Here is a 16,378-nt window from a genome sequence, read left to right as displayed (position 1 = left end):
GGCCGGGCGATCCGCACCTCAGCTGAACAGCACGACCACGTACGCCGCGAACATCACGAGGTGCGCGGCACCGTGCATCGCGGTGGTCTTCTTCGCGGCGAACGTCGCGACGGACAGCACGAGGGTCGCGCCGAGCAGCAGCATGTCCGCCGGCGTCTCGGCGAGGATCACGGTCTGCCCCGTGACCATTCCGATCACGAGAACCGCCGGGATCGTCAGTCCGACCGTGGAGACGAGCGCGCCATGGCAGAGGTTGCTCACGCGCTGCGCGTCGCCGCCCAGCGCCGCGCGCACCGAGGTGATCGACTCGGGCAGGAAGACGATCGCCGCGATCAGGAGGCCCGCGAGCGCGGGCGGCGCGCCGAGACGCCCGAGACCGTCGTCGAGCAGCGCCGCCATGTCGTGCGACAGCAGCACGATGGGCACGACGGTGACGACGAGGAGCACGAGGCGCGTGATGATCTCGCGACGGTGCTCGCGCAGCACGTCCCCGATGGGCGTGTGCGTCGCGGCGTCCGGAGCGGAGAGGTCGGATGCCGCGGCATCCGGCTCCGTGAAGTCGACGGCCCTGGAACCCATCTGCTGGTACAGGAAGAACGCGTAGACGGCGAGGGTCAGCAGCACGATCGGGATCTCCTGCCCCGTCGTGTACGCACCGTCCGTGCCGATCGCCGCCGGAAGCCCGAACGCGAGCACGCTGAGGACGATCAGCATCGTCAGGTACGCGGAGGTGCCGACCCTGTTGTGCCGCAGCGCTCCGTGGCGGAGCCCGCCGACGAGCAGACACAGGCCGATCACGAGGTTGAGGATGATCATCGACACGGCCATGACCGAGTCGCGGGCGATCGTGGCGTGCTCCCCCGGGCCGAGCATGACAGCGGCGATCAGCACCACCTCGATCAGGACGATCGAGAGCGTCAGCACGAGCGATCCGTAAGGGTCGCCGAGCCGGTGCGCGAGGGCCTCGGCCTGCTTGACCACGCCGAACGCGCAGAACAGGATGACCGCGACGATGCCGACCAGAGCGATGATCAGGGTGGCGACCGGCGCCGGTGCCTCCAGAAGCGGGTGGATCAGCAGCAGGACGACGAATGCGCCCCAGCCGATCACGATGCGAGTGATCTCGGCGGGGCCGACCAGTCGCGTGCGCATGAGGTTCTCCTTCGGGCGGGGCCGTCCCCGAAAGAATGTCACGAACCGGGTCGTCCCGGTCGCGATGTCGCACCTCGATCCTACGCTGGGTGGCATGACAGACGGCTATGACCCCGCGTTCCTGGATGCCGAGGTTCCGCTGCCGCGGCCGGCCGGTTCTGTGGTGGAGCTGCCCTATCCGCGGTTCTCGGTGCTGCTCGATCCGAGCCGACGGCTCGCGTCCGTCACCGGCGTGAACATCGACGGCGCGCGGCTGCGCGACGTGCTCAGGTCCGGGGACTGGCGGTTGGATCCCCGAGCGGATGCCGAGCAGCAGGCGGGTCCCGACGTGTACGCGCGCAACGACCTCGATCGCGGACACCTCGTCCGACGGCGCGATCCGGGGTGGGGCGACCTCGAGGATGCCCGCGAGGCCACCGAGGCTACGTTCTTCTACCCGAACGCGGCACCGCAGGCCGCGGGGTTCAACCAGTCCAAAGAGCTGTGGCTCGGTCTCGAGGATCACGTGCTGTCGTACGCGGAGAGCACGGATCAGCGGGTGTCGGTGTTCACCGCACCTGTACTCGGATCGGAGGATCCGGCGTACCGCGGCATCCGGATCCCGCTGAGGTTCTGGAAGGTCGCCGCATGGAACGGACCAGCCGGTCTCGCGGCGACCGGGTTCCTGCTGGATCAGTCAGAGCTGGTGGATGTCAGCGAAGGAGCGCTCGCGGCGCCGCCGCTGGGGGCGTTCCGCACGTTCCAGGTGCCGATCGTGGACATCGCGGATGCCGCAGGCGTCGACCTCGGGCCGCTGGTCGGCGCGGATGTGATGGCGGCGCCGGCGGCCAGGCCCGGCCCGTGGCGCGAGCTCGATTCCCTGGAGGATGTGCGCCTGCGGTGACCCGTCAGGATCCTCTCGGCGGCAACGGGAGCAGCTCGGGGTGCGCCGTGCGTTCGTCGAGCCAGGAGCGCAGAATGCGATTGAAGAGTGCGGGATCTTCCGCGTTCCACGCATGGTGCATTCCGCGTGCGAGCCCGATCGTCGCGTCCGGACGAACCGCGCGGATCACGTCAAGACTGTCGTGGAAGTACCGCATCTCGCGCTCGCCCGCGATCGCCATGAGCGGGGCTGCGATGTCCTCCAGCCGCGTCAGGCCTCCGGGGTAGACCTCGCGCAGCTGCTCGATCAGCTTCGCACGGGAGATCGGCGGGCTGTTGACCACGAAACGCTTCGCCTCCTCACCCTCCAGACCGAACTGGCGGGCCATGCCCGCCCAATAGAAACGCCGATACCAAACAGTGAGCGCCACCCGGTTCATCAGGCGCATCGACGGACGATAGGGAAGCACCGAGGCTCCGGTGACGAAGACGCTCGCCAGCTGCTGGGGATGGTGAGCGGCAAGGTGCAGCGCGGTGATCCCGCCCAGAGAAAGTCCGACGACATCCACGGGTTCTCCTGCTTCCGCATCGATCAACGCTGCCAGGCGGGCCGCGACGGCATCGAAGTCGTCCCACGGTTCGTCCCATCGCGACAGGTACCCGGGCAGGTCGGGAGCGAGAGCGAGGCGGTCGTCGAAGGCCGGCAGTTGCCCAGCCCAGCTCCAGCCGCCGACAGTTCCTCCGTGGAGGAAGAGCACCGGACGCGTCACGGGCTCTCCTTCGCTCCGAGCCCCGTCCTGAGAGCGTCGAGCCATTCGAGATGCTCGTCGTGCTCGCGGATGCCCTGATCCAGAGTCATGGAGCGCAACCATCCGGCACGGTCCGAGCGCGGGTCCGGGCGCGGAGTCTCGGCGCGGACTGCGGCGAGCGCGTCCCGCGCCGTCGTCGCGTCCGTCGCGCGGGCATCGATCAGCGATGAGATCTCGTCATCGCCGAGCTCTCCGGCGAAGAACATCCTGGCGACGAAGGAGTCGCGGGGCGCCTGCGACTCCGGCCGGGCGACGAGCCACGCGTGCAGCGCTTCGCGTCCCCGGTCGGTGACGTGGTGGACGACGCGGTCAGGAGCATTCGTGCCCGGCACGACCTCGGTGCGGGCGAGGCCCTCGTCGACGAGCTTCGCGAGCGTGCGGTAGATCTGTGCCTTGTCGGCGCGCCAGAAATAGGCCGCGGACGTCGAGAAGGCACGCATGAGGTCATAGCCGGTCATCGGCCTCACGGCGAGGAAGCCGAGGATGATGCGGGACAGTGTCATGACGTCAGTGAAACACACCCCTAGGAGACTAGTCAACTAGGGCATCACTGCCCAGATCAGCCGAGCAGCCTGCTAGATTTATCTTGACATCAAGATAAATGGAGGCGCGATGCGGCTGCACCATGTTCAGGTCTCGATGCCGCGCGGCGAAGAGGAGCTCGCCCGGCGCTTCTACCGCGACGCGCTCGGTCTCGAGGAGGTCGAGAAGCCGCCGTCGCTGCGTGGACGCGGCGGATGCTGGTTCCGTGGCATCCGAGATGGTGTCGTCGAGGCCGAGATCCACGTCGGCGTCGACGATCCGTTCGTCCCGGCGAAGAAGGCGCACCCTGCGCTCGTCGTCGACGGCGTCGCCGACCTGGATGCGCTGGCGACGAGGATCGAAGCGGCCGGTTTCGAGGTGTCGCGGGCGGAGCGCGACACGTTCGAGGGGCACGTCCGGTTCCACGCACGCGACGGGTTCGGCAACCGCGTCGAGGTCCTCGCCCCGCGCACACCGCACGTCCTTCGCACCGCCCGACCGCCCGTACCCTGACCTCATCCCCGCGGTTTCGCGACGTCAGGTCCCGTGCGCATCGCCTGGGGGATGCCGCGGATGCCGGCCCGATCGACCTCTGCCCCGCCGACCGTGCCCGTTACGAGCAGCTGCCCCGACTCGCGCCGCGCGATTCCTCGCAGGGCGCGCACTGCTCACGCCACTGGATCGAGAGGATCCCGCCGACGACCAGCGTGCCGCGTTCGCCGCTCGGCTCTCTCCCGGCCTACCGCTGCTCGGACTCGTCGACCAGCTCCGCCGAACGGTCCCAGAGATCACGCGCGAGATCAGGGTCGAGAGCCTGCGGGTTGTTCCGGCGCGCCGGCCTCCGCTTCTCGTAGTAGACCCCGGACCGCCACTGCGAGCCGGGTGTCGTCGTCGCCAGCCACACCAGCTGATCCGCGCCCTTCTCAGGGGCCGACATCACCGCCCGCCCGAGGCGGCTGCCGTAGAAGCGCTTCATGAAGCTGTCGCTGTCGGCGGCGAAGCCGGTCGCGACGAGACCGGGATGGAAAGCGGCGGCGGACAGGCCCTGTGCCTGATACCTGCGATGGAGCTCTGTCGTGAAGAGGATGTTCTCCAGCTTGGCGCTGCCGTACGCCAGCTCTGGCGAGAAGTCACGGTCATGGTCGAGATCGTCCATGTTCACCCGGCCGAAGAGGCGCGCACCCACGCTGGCGGTCTGGATGACGCTGGCACCGCTCGCGATCAGCGTGTCCAGCAGCAGCGTGGTGAGCAGGAACGGGGCGAGGTGATTGACCTGGAACGTCTTCTCGAACCCGTCGACCGTCTTGCCCCGGTCGCCGAAGATGCCACCCGCATTGTTGGCGAGGACGTCGATGCGCGGATACCTCGCCGCGAGCTCGACCGCGAGCGTCCGCACCTCCGCCAGGCGAGCGAAGTCAGCGACGAAATGATCTGCGCCCAGCTCGGCGGCGACCGCCTCGGTCTTGCGCGCGGACCTGCCGACGACGACGATCCGATGGCCGTCCCGATGAAGCCGACGGGCAGCCGCGGCACCGATGCCGTCGCTCGCTCCCGTGATCACGATGGTCTTCTGCTGGGCGGTTCCGGACACGCTCGTCGGAGCACCGAGATCATCGGCGCGAGGGCTGCGGCTGCGAGGAGTGATCCCTCCACGATAGCGATCGCGGCCGATCACCGCCGTCACGATGGAGCGCCTGGCCGGCAGTCGGCTCCTCGACCATCGCCTCGGCGCTCAGGATGCTGCCGCAATCAGACGCGCAGCGGACAAGCAACACGCTCGTGCCGTCAGGGGCTGATCACGACCGCACATGGCCGCGTCATACTGTCAGAGCGCGCCGTCGGGGCTCACAGACGATCGTTCGCCCGACGGAGCCGACTGCCACCGGTCGATGACCGTCAACGGACCTTCGTCATCGGTGGGCTGTTCGAAGTGATCGAAGTATGCCGCGGCGACATCCGGATCGAGCTCGAACTCATCTCCGTGGGATGTCGCGCGATCACGGACACGCTGGAGAGCAACGCCACGGGGCGTCGCCAGATAGATCGTCTCCGGTTCGAGCCCGAAGGGCCTGAGCAGTTCGCGATAGGCATCCCGTTGTCGGCGCGACCAGAACGAGAAGTCGAGAACGACGTCGGTGCCGGCCCGCACCAGCGCGATCAACCGGTCGCGAAGCTCGTCTTCGATCTCTCGATGCATCTCGGGCGGCAAGGGCATCGTCCGGATGCCGCGATGCCACGCTTCCTGATCGAAGGACAGCCGCGTCATGCCCTCGGCCTCGAGTTGACGCGCAATGGTGGATTTGCCGGATCCGGCCGGGCCGCACATGAAGATGACCCTGCTCACGCGGGCCAGCCTAACGGGGTTGGCCGGACGGCCGTGGAATGCGCGCCCTCTGGACGCTCGGACGCGACTTCGACGAGTTCGCCGGCACAGCACGACAAGTACGACAGATCGGCACCAGCCTCAGTAGGTTGCTCTACATGGCCGAATTGCAGGGCGACACCGAGATCACCGCGAGCCTCATCCGCGATCTGCTGCGAGACCAGCACGCGGACCTCGCTGAGCTGCCGCTTCGTGAGGTGGAAGGCGGCTGGGGCAATCAGATGTGGCGCCTCGGAGACGAGCTGGCCGTGCGGGTCCAGCGGATGGATACCGATTTCGATCACCAGCTCAAGGAGCGCCGGTGGCTGCCGCTGATCGCCCCGCGATTGCCACTGCCCATCCCCGTCCCGATGCGCAATGGTGCTCCTTCCGAGCGATTCCCCAGAATATGGACAGTGATGACGTGGGTGCCGGGTCTTCCACTGGACCACGCGCCGATCACGCGCAGCGAGCACGCGGCTGACGCCTTGGCGACGTTTCTCCGGGCGCTGCATGTTGCTGCCCCCACGGATGCACCGGCTGACACGGTCCGCGGTGGACACCCGAGCGGCCTCACGAACGGCTTCGACGACTTCCTCGAATCCGTTGATGCGGACGCGATCCGCTCCGACGCCGCCGCGGTTCGGGCCGTCTGGGAAGATGCCGTCGCAGCCCCGGCGTGGACAGGACCAGCAGTGTGGGTGCACGGTGACCTGCATCCGGCGAACGTCGTGGTCGCAGACGGGACGCTGGCGGGCGTCGTGGACTTCGGCGACCTGTTCGCCGGCGATCCGGCCGTGGACCTGGCCGCCGCCTGGTTGCTGCTGCCGGCGGGTGGGGCAGAACGCTTCTTCACCATCTACGCCGAGGCTGATGACGCGACGATCCGGCGTGCTCGCGGGCTGGCCGTGCTGAAGTGCCTTTTCCTGATGCTGATGGGCCAGAACGGCGATCGCGGTCTGCCCGGCGGCAAGCCCGCGTGGGGGCCGCTGGGCCGGACGGCGCTCGACCGGGTCCTCTCAGACGCGTGACATGATTCCGGGAGCAGGCCGTCCACCGGCCCTCCGGCCGGCGAAGTCGGACGGGCATGACGAAACCCCCGCGATCCCAGTGTTTTCAAGGGTTCTGCGGGGGTTTCCATGGCGGTGACGGTGGGATTTGAACCCACGGTAGGGGGTTACCCTACACAACTTTTCGAGAGTTGCACCTTCGGCCGCTCGGACACGTCACCGCGGATCAGTTTACGGGAGACGCGGCGTCTGCGCGAATCGGGTGATCGGCCCGGCGTCAGAGGGCTTCGACCTCGAGCACGAGCGCGGATGCCGGCGCGAGCAGGGGCACCCGAACGCCGATCGCGCCGAGCAGCGATCCCGGCAGCTCGCAGGCCCCCTCGGCGATCCACGGCACCGGCTTCGCGTCCAGGAATCTCGTCGCCGACAGCGCAGGGACCACCCGCACACGGTAGTCCGCCGCGGCGTCGAGTCCTGGTAGCCGCAGCGCCGGCGGCACCGCCCATTCCCCCGTCACCTCACGCGTCAGCCGGAACAGTCCGTGACGGCGATCCGAGGACACCACGCCGGTCAGGACCTGCCCGTCGTCGTCCCCGTCGCCGTGCACGAGCTCGCCGGAGTGCATGAGCCCCCGCAAGCGCTTGTACTCGCCGATCCACGCCTTCACCTCCGCCCGCTCGTCTGCGGTCAGATGGGTGATGTCGGTCTCGATGCCCCCGTGCGCGAACAGCGTCGTCGCGATCCGGAACCTGAGCTCGGTCGCCCGCTGGGTCGTGTGGGCCTTGGCCGGGCCGATGTGGCTGCCGATCAGTTCGGGCGGCAGCAGCAGCTCGGTCCAGCGCTGGATGCGCGAGCGCTCGAGAGGGTCGTTCGTGTCCGACGCCCAGATCCGATCGGTGTGCTCCAGGATGCCGAGGTCGACACGAGCCCCACCGGAGGAGCAGGACTCGATCTCGACGTCCGGGTGCCGGCGACGCAGCTCGTCCAGCAGCGCGTACACCGCCCGGGTCTGCGCATCGATCCCCGCCCGCCCGGCGTGCACCGCTTCCAGCACGTCCCGGTTCTGATCCCACTTCAGGAACTCGATCGGATACTCGGTCAGCAGCGCCCCCAGCCGTTCCAGCAGGTAGTCCGCGACCTCGGGCTGAGCGACGTCCAGCACGAACTGGTTGCGCCACGACCGCGTGGTCCGCTCCGGCATCCGGAGAAGCCATTCGGGATGCTCAGCCGCAAGGCCCGAGTTCGGACTGACCATCTCCGGCTCCACCCACAGGCCGAATCCCATCCCGAGCGCTTGCACGTGCTCGACGATCGGGTGCAGCCCGTCCGGCCAGACGGTTCCGTCCACGTGCCAATCGCCGAGCCCGGCCGTGTCGCTGCGGCGACCGAGGAACCAGCCGTCGTCGAGCACGAACCGTTCGACACCGACCTCGGCGGCCGCATCGGCGAGCGCCGTCAACGGTTCGAGGGTGTGATCGAAATAGACCGCTTCCCACGTGTTCAGCACGACCGGACGCGGCGCCGACGGATGGGCGGTCCGCGCGCGAAGCGACCGGTGCAGCCGCGCGGACAGCCCGTCGAGACCGGCGTCGCTCCACACGAAGACGGCCGTCGGCGCCGCGAACTCCTCACCGCGGGCGAGAACGATCTCGTCCGGTCGCAACAGCTCCCCCGCACCCAGCGCACTGCGCCCCTCGGGCAGTCGATCGGTGCGGTACACGGCGTCCGCGCTCCACGCGAGATGAACGGCCCAGACCTCTCCTGAGCGGTCGCCGAAACCCGGCGTCCCCGCCACGACGAGCGTCGGAGCGTCGTGTCCCGTCCGCCCGCGCCGCGACTCGCGCAGATGCGTTCCCATCGCGATCGGACGCCGCTGCGGCGAGCGCTCCCGCGTCCACCGCCCGGTGAAGTCGAGCAGCTCCCGCGCTCGAGCGGCGACCGGCAGCGTCGCGTCGAGCGCTGCGATCGTCAGCGGTGCATCGCCGCTGTTGACGACGCGATGATCGACGCGGAGCACGCCGGCGTCATCGAAGCGCAGCGTACTGTGTAGCGTCATCCCCTCCGCCGACGCGGCGATCGAGAACCCGTGCTCGTCGGCATCCACGTCCGTGACCGACCAGTCCGGATGCAACGGCGCACCGGCGACGGCGCCGGACAGACCTGGATGCCCTTCCCATCCGTCCCGCTCCGTCGGCAGGATCGTCAGCGGCCAGGCCACGTCGAGGGCGCTGGCCGGGATCTGTCGTGCGCTCGCCTCGTCGAGGGCTCGGAGCGCGTCGGTGGAGACGTCGCCGACGTCTTCTCCCCAGTGCAGCACCTCGGGCAGTCCGTGGTCGCGGAACGCGACGAGCAGCGCAGCGCCGGCGGCGTGGAAGCGGCGAATGATGGGCATCAGAAAACCTCCGTCGTGACGGTCGAGCCGTCCACACAAGATTCCCGCGAATGAGCCCACTTTGTCAATTGGTGAAACAAAGAGGCTAGGTGAGCATCCCTCGAACCGCGATTCCGGCACCCGCCCGAGCCCACTTCGAGAAGTCCCACGCTCGCACGTCCAGATCCACCTCCGCGGCGTCCTTATCGAGTCGCTCGGCGAGCGCGGCGCGCATCGCATCTCCCCCCAGCTCGTGCACCGCGATCCCGTCGCCGGTGAGCACGACCTTCTTCGGGTCGACGAGGTTCACGACCGTGGCGATGAGCGCGCCGAGCGCACGTCCGGCATCGGCGAACGCCGCCAGCGCGATCGGATCGCCGTCACGGGCGTCCTCGACGGACTGCTCGTACTCGTCTTCGTTCCGGCGCACGGCCTTGCTGATCGCCGCATTCACGAGCAGGCTCGATACGCACCCCCGATGCCCGAGCCCGCAGTAGGGCCCTGCCTCGTCGACGATCATGTGGCTCATCTGGCCGGCCCGAGCGTGCGCGCCGTCGACGACCTCGCCGTTGACGACCAATCCGCACCCGATGCCGACGCCGACCGTGATCAGCGCCATGTCGTCGATGCCCGCACCCGCACCGAACCAGTGCTCCGTCGCCGTCAGCGCCTGGACGTCGTTCTCGACGGAGCACGGCAGTCCTGTGGCCTTCGCCACAAGCGACCCCAGGGCGACGTCGGTCCAGTCCAGGAACGCGGAGCGCTCCACGATGGCGCCTCCCTGCCCCTGACGAGCGCGACCGGCCAGCGCGATCCCCACAGCAGACAGCTCGTGCCCCGCCTCAGCGAACTCGCGGGCGACCGCGGCGATCTGAGCCACCACATCCGCGGGCTCACGTGATTCGATCGGCTGTTCCGCAGCCGCGACGATGCGCGCGGACAGGTCGGTGACGACGGCGTAGAGGCGGTCGCCGGTGAGCTTGATCCCGAGGAAGTGCAGGGCCTCCGCGCGCACCGAGAGCATCTCCGACGGGCGGCCGGTCTGGCCGACCAGCCGCGTCTCCCCCTCGGTCAGGAATCCCCCGTCGACGAGCTGTCTCGTGATGCGGGTCAGGCTCGCTCTGGACAGCAGGAGTCGCCGTGCGATCTCGGCGCGCGGCAACTCGCCGTGGATGAGAACCTCGAGCAGAGCCGCGCGCATCGGTGCCGACATCTCGGCCATGTTTGTCACCTCAATAAACATAGTATGTTGCGCGGATCCCGCCGCTCTTGAAAGGATCTCATCACATCCGCCGCGAAGGAGCGCCGATTTCCATGACAACGGACCACCGCAGCATCCGCTGGGAGACCCCCGGCCTCTCCGTGAGCTTCGCCGCCCCCGAGGACGGCCCGGTGTCGGTGCTCGGCGTGCGACCGGCCGGGTCGCCGGCGCCGGAGCCCGTCCTTCCCGGCGGGCACGGCGAGCAGCCGCTCGTGGAGCTCTCCGCCTTCGGCCACGGGCGGTTTCCAGGGAGCTACCGTCATGTGGACACCGTCATCGGCCGCGAGCTCCGTTTCGCATCCGAGACGCGCACCGCGCACGATGACCGGCACGAGCTGCGCATCACCCAGGTCGACGCCGCTCGCGGCATCCGTGTGACCAGCGTCTTCGAGGCCTACGGATCGACCGCCGCGCTTCGCACATGGACCGAGGTGACGGTCGCCACCGACCTCGTGATCGATGCCGTGTCGAGCTTCGCGACCGGATCCTTCCTCGCCGACGCACGAGCGGAATCCGTCGACGCCCTCGTCCTCGCGCACGCCGACAACGACTGGATCGCCGAAAGCCGGTGGCGGGTGGAGCCGCTGCGCACCGCCGGCCTCGTGGACGTCCTCCGGCAGGCGCATCACCATCAGCCGCCGCGCACCCGCATCACGCTCGGGAATCGCGGCTCGTGGTCCAGCGGCGAGAAGGTCCCCGTCGCCGCGGTGGCCGCCACGGATGCCGGATACGCCCTGGCCTGGCAGATCGAGCACAACGGTCCGTGGCTGGCCGAGCTCGGCGAGAACGGCCATGGCGCCTACGTGCTGCTGTCCGGTCCCACCGATCAGGAGCACCAGTGGAGCGTGCGGCTGCGGGACGGGGAGACGTTCGCCTCGGTCCCCGTGTCGCTCGCCGTCGCACTGGGCGATACGGCGGACGCCCTGCACGCCCTCACCGATCACCGCCGCGCGATCCGGCATCCCCGCGCAGTGGACGATGCACTTCCGGTCGTGTTCAACGACTATATGAACACCCTCATGGGCGACCCGACCACCGAGCGACTGCTCCCGCTCGTCGACGCCGCGGCCGAGGCGGGCGCCGACTACTTCTGCATCGACGCCGGCTGGTACGCCGACGGCCATTGGTGGGACGGCGTCGGCGCCTGGGAGCCGTCGACGGTCCGCTTCCCCGGCGGCATCGCCGAGGTGACGGAGCACATCCGCTCGCGCGGCATGACGCCTGGGCTGTGGCTGGAGCCGGAGGTCATCGGCGTGCGCTCGCCTCTCGCCGAGACGCTGCCGGACGACGCGTTCTTCCAGCGCCGCGGGGTGCGCATCGCCGAGCACGGTCGGCACCTCCTCGATCTGCGCCACCCGGCCGCTCGTGCGCATCTGGATGCCGTGGTCGACCGCCTCGTGGACGAATACGGCATCGGCTTCATCAAGATGGACGAGAACACCATGACCGGCCCTGGGAGCGACCTCGGCGGACTCGCCCCCGGCCACGGCCACCTCGAGCATGCCAGGGCCCTGCTGGACTGGATCGACGCCGTCCAGGAGCGCCACCCGGATCTCCTCATCGAGAACTGCTCCTCGGGTGCGATGCGGATGGACTACGCGCTGCTGTCCCGCCTGCATATGCAGTCGACCTCCGATCAGCAGGACCCCGTCGCCTACGCCTCGATCGCCGCGGCGGCTCCTGCCGCCATCCTGCCCGAGCAGGCCGGGAACTGGGCATACCCGCAGACCGGGATGAGCACGGAGGCGCGCACGTTCGCCCTCGTGAACGGCGTGCTCGGCCGCATGTACCTGTCCGGATACCTCAACCGGATGACGTCGGTCGAGGTGGATGCCGTGCGCGCCGCCGTGACCGCGCAGAAGACGGTGCTCGCCGACGTCCGCGACCGCCACCCCGTCTGGCCACTCGGGCTGCCCGCGTGGGATGCCGAGTGGGTCTCCCTCGGCCTGCACGACCCCACGGCCGCGCAGGCCTACGTCTCGGTGTGGCGTCGTGGCGGCGGCGCCACGGCATCCCTGCACCTGCCCTGGGCGCGAGGACGAGAGATCGAAGTGACCCCGTTCTTCCCGGCGGATGCCGCCGGCTGGACCTGGGCATGGGATGCCGAGTCCGGCGTCCTCGAGACGACCGCACCGACGGCGGAGCCGAGCGCCCGCACGTTCGACGTACGGGCGCTGTAACGCGGGGACGGACGGGGAGGGCAGCTCCCGGAGGCCGCCCTCCCCGTCCGTCAGCTCACGCCCGCCGGCGTCCGCGCGCCCTCCCACTCACCGGTGAAGTGGTTGTAGCAGGTCGAGTTGTCCAGCTTCGAACGATCCGGTGCCTTCTCGCCGCTCACGATCTTGCCGATGCGCTCCGGGTCGGGAGCGGCCATCGCGAGCAGCCTGGTGTAGTCATGGTGAGGATCGAGGATCACGGCATCCGCCGGTCCGCGCTCTACGACGCGGCCCTTGTAGAGCACCAGGATCTCGTCCGAGAAGTGCCGCGCGGTCGCGAGGTCGTGCGTGATGTAGAGCACCGCGAGGTCGTCCTCGCGCTGCAGACGCCCGAGCAGATTCAGCACGCCGAGGCGGATCGAGACATCCAGCATCGACACCGGCTCGTCGGCCAGCACCACCTGCGCACCGGGGGCGAGCGCCCGCGCGATCGCGACGCGCTGGCGTTGACCGCCCGAGAGCTCATGCGGTCGCCGATGCGCGAACGACTCGTCCAGATTCACGCGCTCCAGCATCTCGACGACCCGCTCGTAGGTCTCGTGCGTCCCGCGGGTGCGCTTGTGGATGCGCAGCGGACGCGCGATGTGATGCTCGATCGAATGGAACGGGTTCAGCGACGCGAACGGATCCTGGAAGACCATCTGAACATGGCTGCGGTATTCGCGCCCCGATACGGCGCGACCATCCGCCTGCGTGACCTCGATCTTCCCCGAGGTCGGCCGCTCGAGCTTGGAGAGGATGCGCGCGATGGTCGACTTGCCCGATCCGGACTCCCCGACCAGCGCGACCGTGCGGCCGGGAACGAGCTCGAATGACACATTGTCGACGGCGCGGAACCGGTTGTGGCGCAGCCCCTTGCGGATGCTGAACTCCTTGACGAGGTCGGTGACCTTCACTCCGGTCATGAGCGGGTCTCCTCGGGGTCGGTGTCGGCGTCGGTATGCGGGTCTCTGTCCGCGTCTGCATCGATGCCGGTGCGGATGAATGATCCTCTCGAACCGCTCAGGCTCGGGAACGACCCCAGCAGCTTGCGGGTGTACTCGTGATGCGGATCCCGGTACATCTCGTCGGCCGAGCGCAGCTCGACGATCTCGCCCTGCAGCATCACGGCGATCCGGTCGCTGATCTCCAGCAGCAGCGGCAGATCGTGGGTGATGAAGATCACGGCGAAGCCGAGCTCGTCGCGAAGACGCACGATCTCCCGGAGGATGTCGCGCTGCACGACCACGTCGAGCGCTGTGGTCGGCTCGTCCATGATCATGATCTGCGGTTCGAGGATCATCGCCATCGCGATCATGACGCGCTGCCGCATACCGCCGGACAGCTCGTGCGGATACGAGGTCAGGCGAGCCGGATCCACGCCGACGCGGGAGAGCACATCCGCCGCACGTGCGCGGCGCTCGGCGCGCGACATCTGCGGACGATGAGCCTGCAGGACATCCTCCAGCTGGACACGGATGCTGGTGACCGGGTTGAGCGCGTTCATGGCGCCCTGGAACACCATGGACAGCTCCGACCAGCGGAACGCCCGCAGCTTCTCGTCGCCGAGCTCGAGCAGATCGACGTCATCCCCTCGACCGTGGAAGACGATGCTGCCGGTGGTGATCCGCGCCGGCGGCTTGTGCAGCCGGTTGATCGCGTAGGCCAGTGTCGTCTTGCCGCAGCCCGATTCGCCGGCGAGGCCGAGGATCTCGCCAGCCGAGAGTTCGAACGATGCGTTCTTCACGGCGGTGACGGGGTTGTCGACTTCGTAGACGACGGTGAGGTCGGAGACGGACAGCACCGGCCTGCGCTCCTCGGTGACAGCACCCATCAGGCACGCTCCTTCTTGCGCGTTGCGCGGCGTTCACGACGCTCGGCGCGCGCGTGCAGGCGCACGTTCTTGAGCTTGGGATTGATGATCTCGTCGATGGAGAAGTTCACCAGCGACAGGCCCATGCCGAACAGGGCGATGATGAGGCCCGGCGGGATGAACCACCACCAGGCGCCGAGCGGCAGGGCGAAGCCGTTCTGCGCGTAGAACAGCATCGTGCCCAGCGTCGAGGCGTTGGACGCCCCGAGCCCGAGGAACGACAGCCCGGCTTCGCCGAGGATCGCGGCGATGACCGCGAACACGAACTGGGAGGCCAGCACGGGCAGCAGGTTCGGCAGGATCTCGACGACGATGACGCGCCAGGCGCGTTCGCCGGCGACGCGGTTGGCGGCGACGTAGTCCCGGCTGCGGATGGACAGGGTCTGCGCACGCAGCACGCGAGCGGATCCTGCCCAGCTCGTGATCGCCAGGACGACAGCGATGGTCCACAGCCCTCGCGCCTCGGCCGGCACGAAACCGGAGATCACGATCACGAGCGGCAGGCCGGGGATCACGAGGAACACGTTCGACAGCAGCGAGAACGCCTCGTCGGCGAAGCCGCCGATGTACGCGCCCAGGATGCCGAAGAAGGCCGACAGCACGGTTGCGAGGATGCCGACGATGATGCCGATCTCGAGCGAGCCGCGCGTGGCGTAGGCCAGTTGAGCGAACACGTCCTGACCGGTCTGGGTCGTCCCCATCCAATGCTCGGCCGAGGGCGGGGTCAGCCCGATGTTGTCGATCGCGGCCGGGTCGCCGACGAAGAAGGGGCCGATCAGCCCGAACAGCGTGATCACCCCGATGAGGATGAGCCCGGTGGCCAGCCATGGGGTCATCGTCGGGAGCATCTGACGCAGCGCGGAGCGCGATCGTCGACGCGCACCGTCACGCTGCTGCCTGGTGATGATGAGTTCGGTGCCGTCTGCCACCGACGGTTCTGTACTGGGGGCGATGTTGGTCATGGCGATCAGCTCCGTGCCCGCGTGCGGGGATCGATGAGGCCGTAGAAGAGGTCGACGATGAAGTTCGCTCCGAGCACCGCCAGGGTGATGAACAGGAACAGACCCTGCATGAGCGCGTAGTCGTTGTTGGTCACCGCGGACAGCAGCTTCGAACCGATCCCCGGGTAGGAGAACACCTGCTCGGTCACGACCGACCCCGACACGACGAAGCCGAGCGAGATGGCGAAGCCAGCGATGGAGGGGAGCACGGCGTTGCGTGCCGCATATCCGCGCAGGATGGTCCCGTTCGACAGGCCCTTCGCGTGCGCCGTGAGGATGTAGTCCTCCGACAGCGTCGAGACCATCATGTTGCGCATCCCCAGCAACCAGCCGCCCAGCGAAGCGATGACGATCGTGAGCGCGGGCAGGAAGCCGTAGTAGATGGCCGACTGGATGAACTCCCAGTTCCATCCGGGATCGAGGATCACGTCGTAACCGCCCTGCGACGGGAACCAGCCCAACTGGGTCGACAGGAAGTAGACCAGGATCAACGCGAGCCAGAAGTACGGCACGGCGGCGAGCAGCGTCGTCGCAGGTACCAGCGAGTCCAGCCAGGTGCCCGGCTTCCATCCGACCAGCGCGCCCAGCGTGATGCCGATGACGAACGAGAGCACCGTCGCGATCCCGATGAGCATGATCGTCCACGGCAACGAGGTCGCGATGACCTCGGAGACGGGCGCGGGGAAGTACGTCACCGACACCCCGAGATCGCCCCGGAAGACGTTCACGAGGTAGTTCCAGTACTGCGCGAGGAGAGGCTGCGAGGAGTCACCACCGAGGAGGAGTTCATACGCCTGCCTGGTCTCGGCCGAGACCGTGCCGCCGCGCTGCTGGAGCTTGGCGAGCAGGATGTCGACCGGGTTGCCGGGCAGCAGCCGCGGAATCAGAAAGTTGAGCGTCAGCGCAGCCCAGAGGGCGACGATGTAGAAGCCCACCTTTCGCAGGTAGTAGTTCACCGATC

The 16,378-nt window shown here is 68.5% G+C and carries 15 protein-coding genes and 1 tRNA gene; 4 read left to right on the top strand and 12 right to left on the bottom strand.

The genetic code is table 11. The annotated features are described in order from the left end of the window. Positions 1 to 18: 18 nt before the first annotated feature. A complete protein-coding gene (locus M2317_RS05830) occupies positions 19 to 1,152 on the bottom strand; it encodes a calcium:proton antiporter (RefSeq protein WP_429458218.1) in 1,134 nt (377 codons plus the stop codon). A gap of 94 nt (positions 1,153 to 1,246) precedes the next feature. Between M2317_RS05830 and M2317_RS05825 the strand changes: the two genes are divergently transcribed. Then, positions 1,247 to 2,035 (top strand): DNA/RNA non-specific endonuclease, encoded by a 789-nt coding sequence (locus M2317_RS05825; protein ID WP_429458217.1) that lies wholly within the window; start codon positions 1,247 to 1,249, stop codon positions 2,033 to 2,035. A 4-nt stretch (positions 2,036 to 2,039) separates the two neighbouring features. Here M2317_RS05825 and M2317_RS05820 read toward each other — a convergent pair whose 3' ends face one another. Continuing rightward, positions 2,040 to 2,783 carry an alpha/beta fold hydrolase gene (locus M2317_RS05820; protein WP_429458215.1) on the bottom strand — a complete coding sequence of 248 codons (744 nt, stop codon included), beginning with the start codon at positions 2,781 to 2,783 and terminating at the stop codon, positions 2,040 to 2,042. Continuing rightward, positions 2,780 to 3,325 (bottom strand): PadR family transcriptional regulator, encoded by a 546-nt coding sequence (locus M2317_RS05815; protein ID WP_429458213.1) that lies wholly within the window; start codon positions 3,323 to 3,325, stop codon positions 2,780 to 2,782. The genes M2317_RS05820 and M2317_RS05815 overlap by 4 nt, the downstream gene beginning before the upstream one ends. A gap of 109 nt (positions 3,326 to 3,434) precedes the next feature. On the opposite strand from M2317_RS05815, the gene M2317_RS05810 reads away from it, so the two are divergent. Then, entirely contained in the window at positions 3,435 to 3,857 is a 423-nt protein-coding gene (locus M2317_RS05810) for a VOC family protein (RefSeq protein ID WP_429458212.1), read from the top strand. Positions 3,858 to 4,083: 226 nt separating this feature from the next. On the opposite strand, the gene M2317_RS05805 is transcribed toward M2317_RS05810, so the two are convergent. Then, positions 4,084 to 4,935, bottom strand: a complete 852-nt coding sequence (locus tag M2317_RS05805) for an SDR family NAD(P)-dependent oxidoreductase (protein ID WP_429458719.1) — start codon at positions 4,933 to 4,935, stop codon at positions 4,084 to 4,086. Between the two features lie 234 nt (positions 4,936 to 5,169). Continuing rightward, complete coding sequence (locus tag M2317_RS05800; protein ID WP_429458210.1) at positions 5,170 to 5,688, bottom strand: AAA family ATPase; 519 nt, start codon at positions 5,686 to 5,688, stop codon at positions 5,170 to 5,172. A gap of 137 nt (positions 5,689 to 5,825) precedes the next feature. On the opposite strand from M2317_RS05800, the gene M2317_RS05795 reads away from it, so the two are divergent. Then, positions 5,826 to 6,737: an aminoglycoside phosphotransferase family protein gene (locus M2317_RS05795; RefSeq protein WP_429458208.1), complete on the top strand. Its 912-nt coding sequence runs from the start codon at positions 5,826 to 5,828 to the stop codon at positions 6,735 to 6,737. A gap of 109 nt (positions 6,738 to 6,846) precedes the next feature. Here M2317_RS05795 and M2317_RS05790 read toward each other — a convergent pair. From M2317_RS05790 to M2317_RS05780, 3 genes are all read right to left on the bottom strand, one after another. Beyond that, a tRNA-Ser gene (locus tag M2317_RS05790) sits at positions 6,847 to 6,937 on the bottom strand. A 56-nt stretch (positions 6,938 to 6,993) separates the two neighbouring features. Further along, positions 6,994 to 9,108 carry an alpha-galactosidase gene (locus tag M2317_RS05785; RefSeq protein WP_429458206.1) on the bottom strand — a complete coding sequence of 705 codons (2,115 nt, stop codon included), beginning with the start codon at positions 9,106 to 9,108 and terminating at the stop codon, positions 6,994 to 6,996. A gap of 85 nt (positions 9,109 to 9,193) precedes the next feature. Further along, on the bottom strand, positions 9,194 to 10,309 hold the full coding sequence (locus M2317_RS05780; RefSeq protein WP_429458204.1) for an ROK family protein: 1,116 nt from the start codon (positions 10,307 to 10,309) through the stop codon (positions 9,194 to 9,196). Between the two features lie 92 nt (positions 10,310 to 10,401). On the opposite strand from M2317_RS05780, the gene M2317_RS05775 reads away from it, so the two are divergent. Continuing rightward, positions 10,402 to 12,528, top strand: a complete 2,127-nt coding sequence (locus tag M2317_RS05775) for a glycoside hydrolase family 36 protein (protein ID WP_429458202.1) — start codon at positions 10,402 to 10,404, stop codon at positions 12,526 to 12,528. A 50-nt stretch (positions 12,529 to 12,578) separates the two neighbouring features. Here the strand turns inward: M2317_RS05775 and M2317_RS05770 are convergent, their stop codons facing one another. From M2317_RS05770 to M2317_RS05755, 4 genes are read right to left on the bottom strand one after another with little or no spacing between them, the layout of a single operon-like run. Continuing rightward, positions 12,579 to 13,469 carry an ABC transporter ATP-binding protein gene (locus M2317_RS05770; protein WP_429458200.1) on the bottom strand — a complete coding sequence of 297 codons (891 nt, stop codon included), beginning with the start codon at positions 13,467 to 13,469 and terminating at the stop codon, positions 12,579 to 12,581. Then, positions 13,466 to 14,377 (bottom strand): ABC transporter ATP-binding protein, encoded by a 912-nt coding sequence (locus M2317_RS05765; protein ID WP_429458198.1) that lies wholly within the window; start codon positions 14,375 to 14,377, stop codon positions 13,466 to 13,468. Before M2317_RS05765 ends, M2317_RS05770 begins: the two co-directional genes overlap by 4 nt. Continuing rightward, a complete protein-coding gene (locus M2317_RS05760) occupies positions 14,377 to 15,378 on the bottom strand; it encodes an ABC transporter permease (RefSeq protein ID WP_429458196.1) in 1,002 nt (333 codons plus the stop codon). Before M2317_RS05760 ends, M2317_RS05765 begins: the two co-directional genes overlap by 1 nt. Positions 15,379 to 15,383: 5 nt before the next feature. After that, the gene (locus M2317_RS05755) at positions 15,384 to 16,373 is read right to left on the bottom strand and encodes an ABC transporter permease (RefSeq protein WP_429458194.1); all 990 of its coding nucleotides are present in this window, start codon (positions 16,371 to 16,373) and stop codon (positions 15,384 to 15,386) included. Positions 16,374 to 16,378 lie beyond the last annotated feature (5 nt).

Origin of the sequence: Microbacterium sp. ZKA21 (assembly GCF_050434165.1) — a bacterium.
Lineage (GTDB): Bacteria > Actinomycetota > Actinomycetes > Actinomycetales > Microbacteriaceae > Microbacterium.
The sequence above is the reverse complement of the archived record's forward strand: the minus strand, read 5'-3'. Positions and strand labels throughout refer to the sequence as shown.

What these genes read in the sequence shown, in the direction of transcription:
- M2317_RS05830 (WP_429458218.1), bottom strand. Translation starts at nt 1,152, where the DNA reads ATGCGCACGCGACTGGTCGGCCCCGCCGAGATCACTCGCATCGTGATC.
- M2317_RS05825 (WP_429458217.1), top strand. Translation starts at nt 1,247, where the DNA reads ATGACAGACGGCTATGACCCCGCGTTCCTGGATGCCGAGGTTCCGCTG.
- M2317_RS05815 (WP_429458213.1), bottom strand. Translation starts at nt 3,325, where the DNA reads ATGACACTGTCCCGCATCATCCTCGGCTTCCTCGCCGTGAGGCCGATG.
- M2317_RS05810 (WP_429458212.1), top strand. Translation starts at nt 3,435, where the DNA reads ATGCGGCTGCACCATGTTCAGGTCTCGATGCCGCGCGGCGAAGAGGAG.
- M2317_RS05795 (WP_429458208.1), top strand. Translation starts at nt 5,826, where the DNA reads ATGGCCGAATTGCAGGGCGACACCGAGATCACCGCGAGCCTCATCCGC.
- M2317_RS05785 (WP_429458206.1), bottom strand. Translation starts at nt 9,108, where the DNA reads ATGCCCATCATTCGCCGCTTCCACGCCGCCGGCGCTGCGCTGCTCGTC.
- M2317_RS05780 (WP_429458204.1), bottom strand. Translation starts at nt 10,309, where the DNA reads ATGGCCGAGATGTCGGCACCGATGCGCGCGGCTCTGCTCGAGGTTCTC.
- M2317_RS05775 (WP_429458202.1), top strand. Translation starts at nt 10,402, where the DNA reads ATGACAACGGACCACCGCAGCATCCGCTGGGAGACCCCCGGCCTCTCC.
- M2317_RS05770 (WP_429458200.1), bottom strand. Translation starts at nt 13,469, where the DNA reads ATGACCGGAGTGAAGGTCACCGACCTCGTCAAGGAGTTCAGCATCCGC.
- M2317_RS05765 (WP_429458198.1), bottom strand. Translation starts at nt 14,377, where the DNA reads ATGGGTGCTGTCACCGAGGAGCGCAGGCCGGTGCTGTCCGTCTCCGAC.
- M2317_RS05760 (WP_429458196.1), bottom strand. Translation starts at nt 15,378, where the DNA reads ATGACCAACATCGCCCCCAGTACAGAACCGTCGGTGGCAGACGGCACC.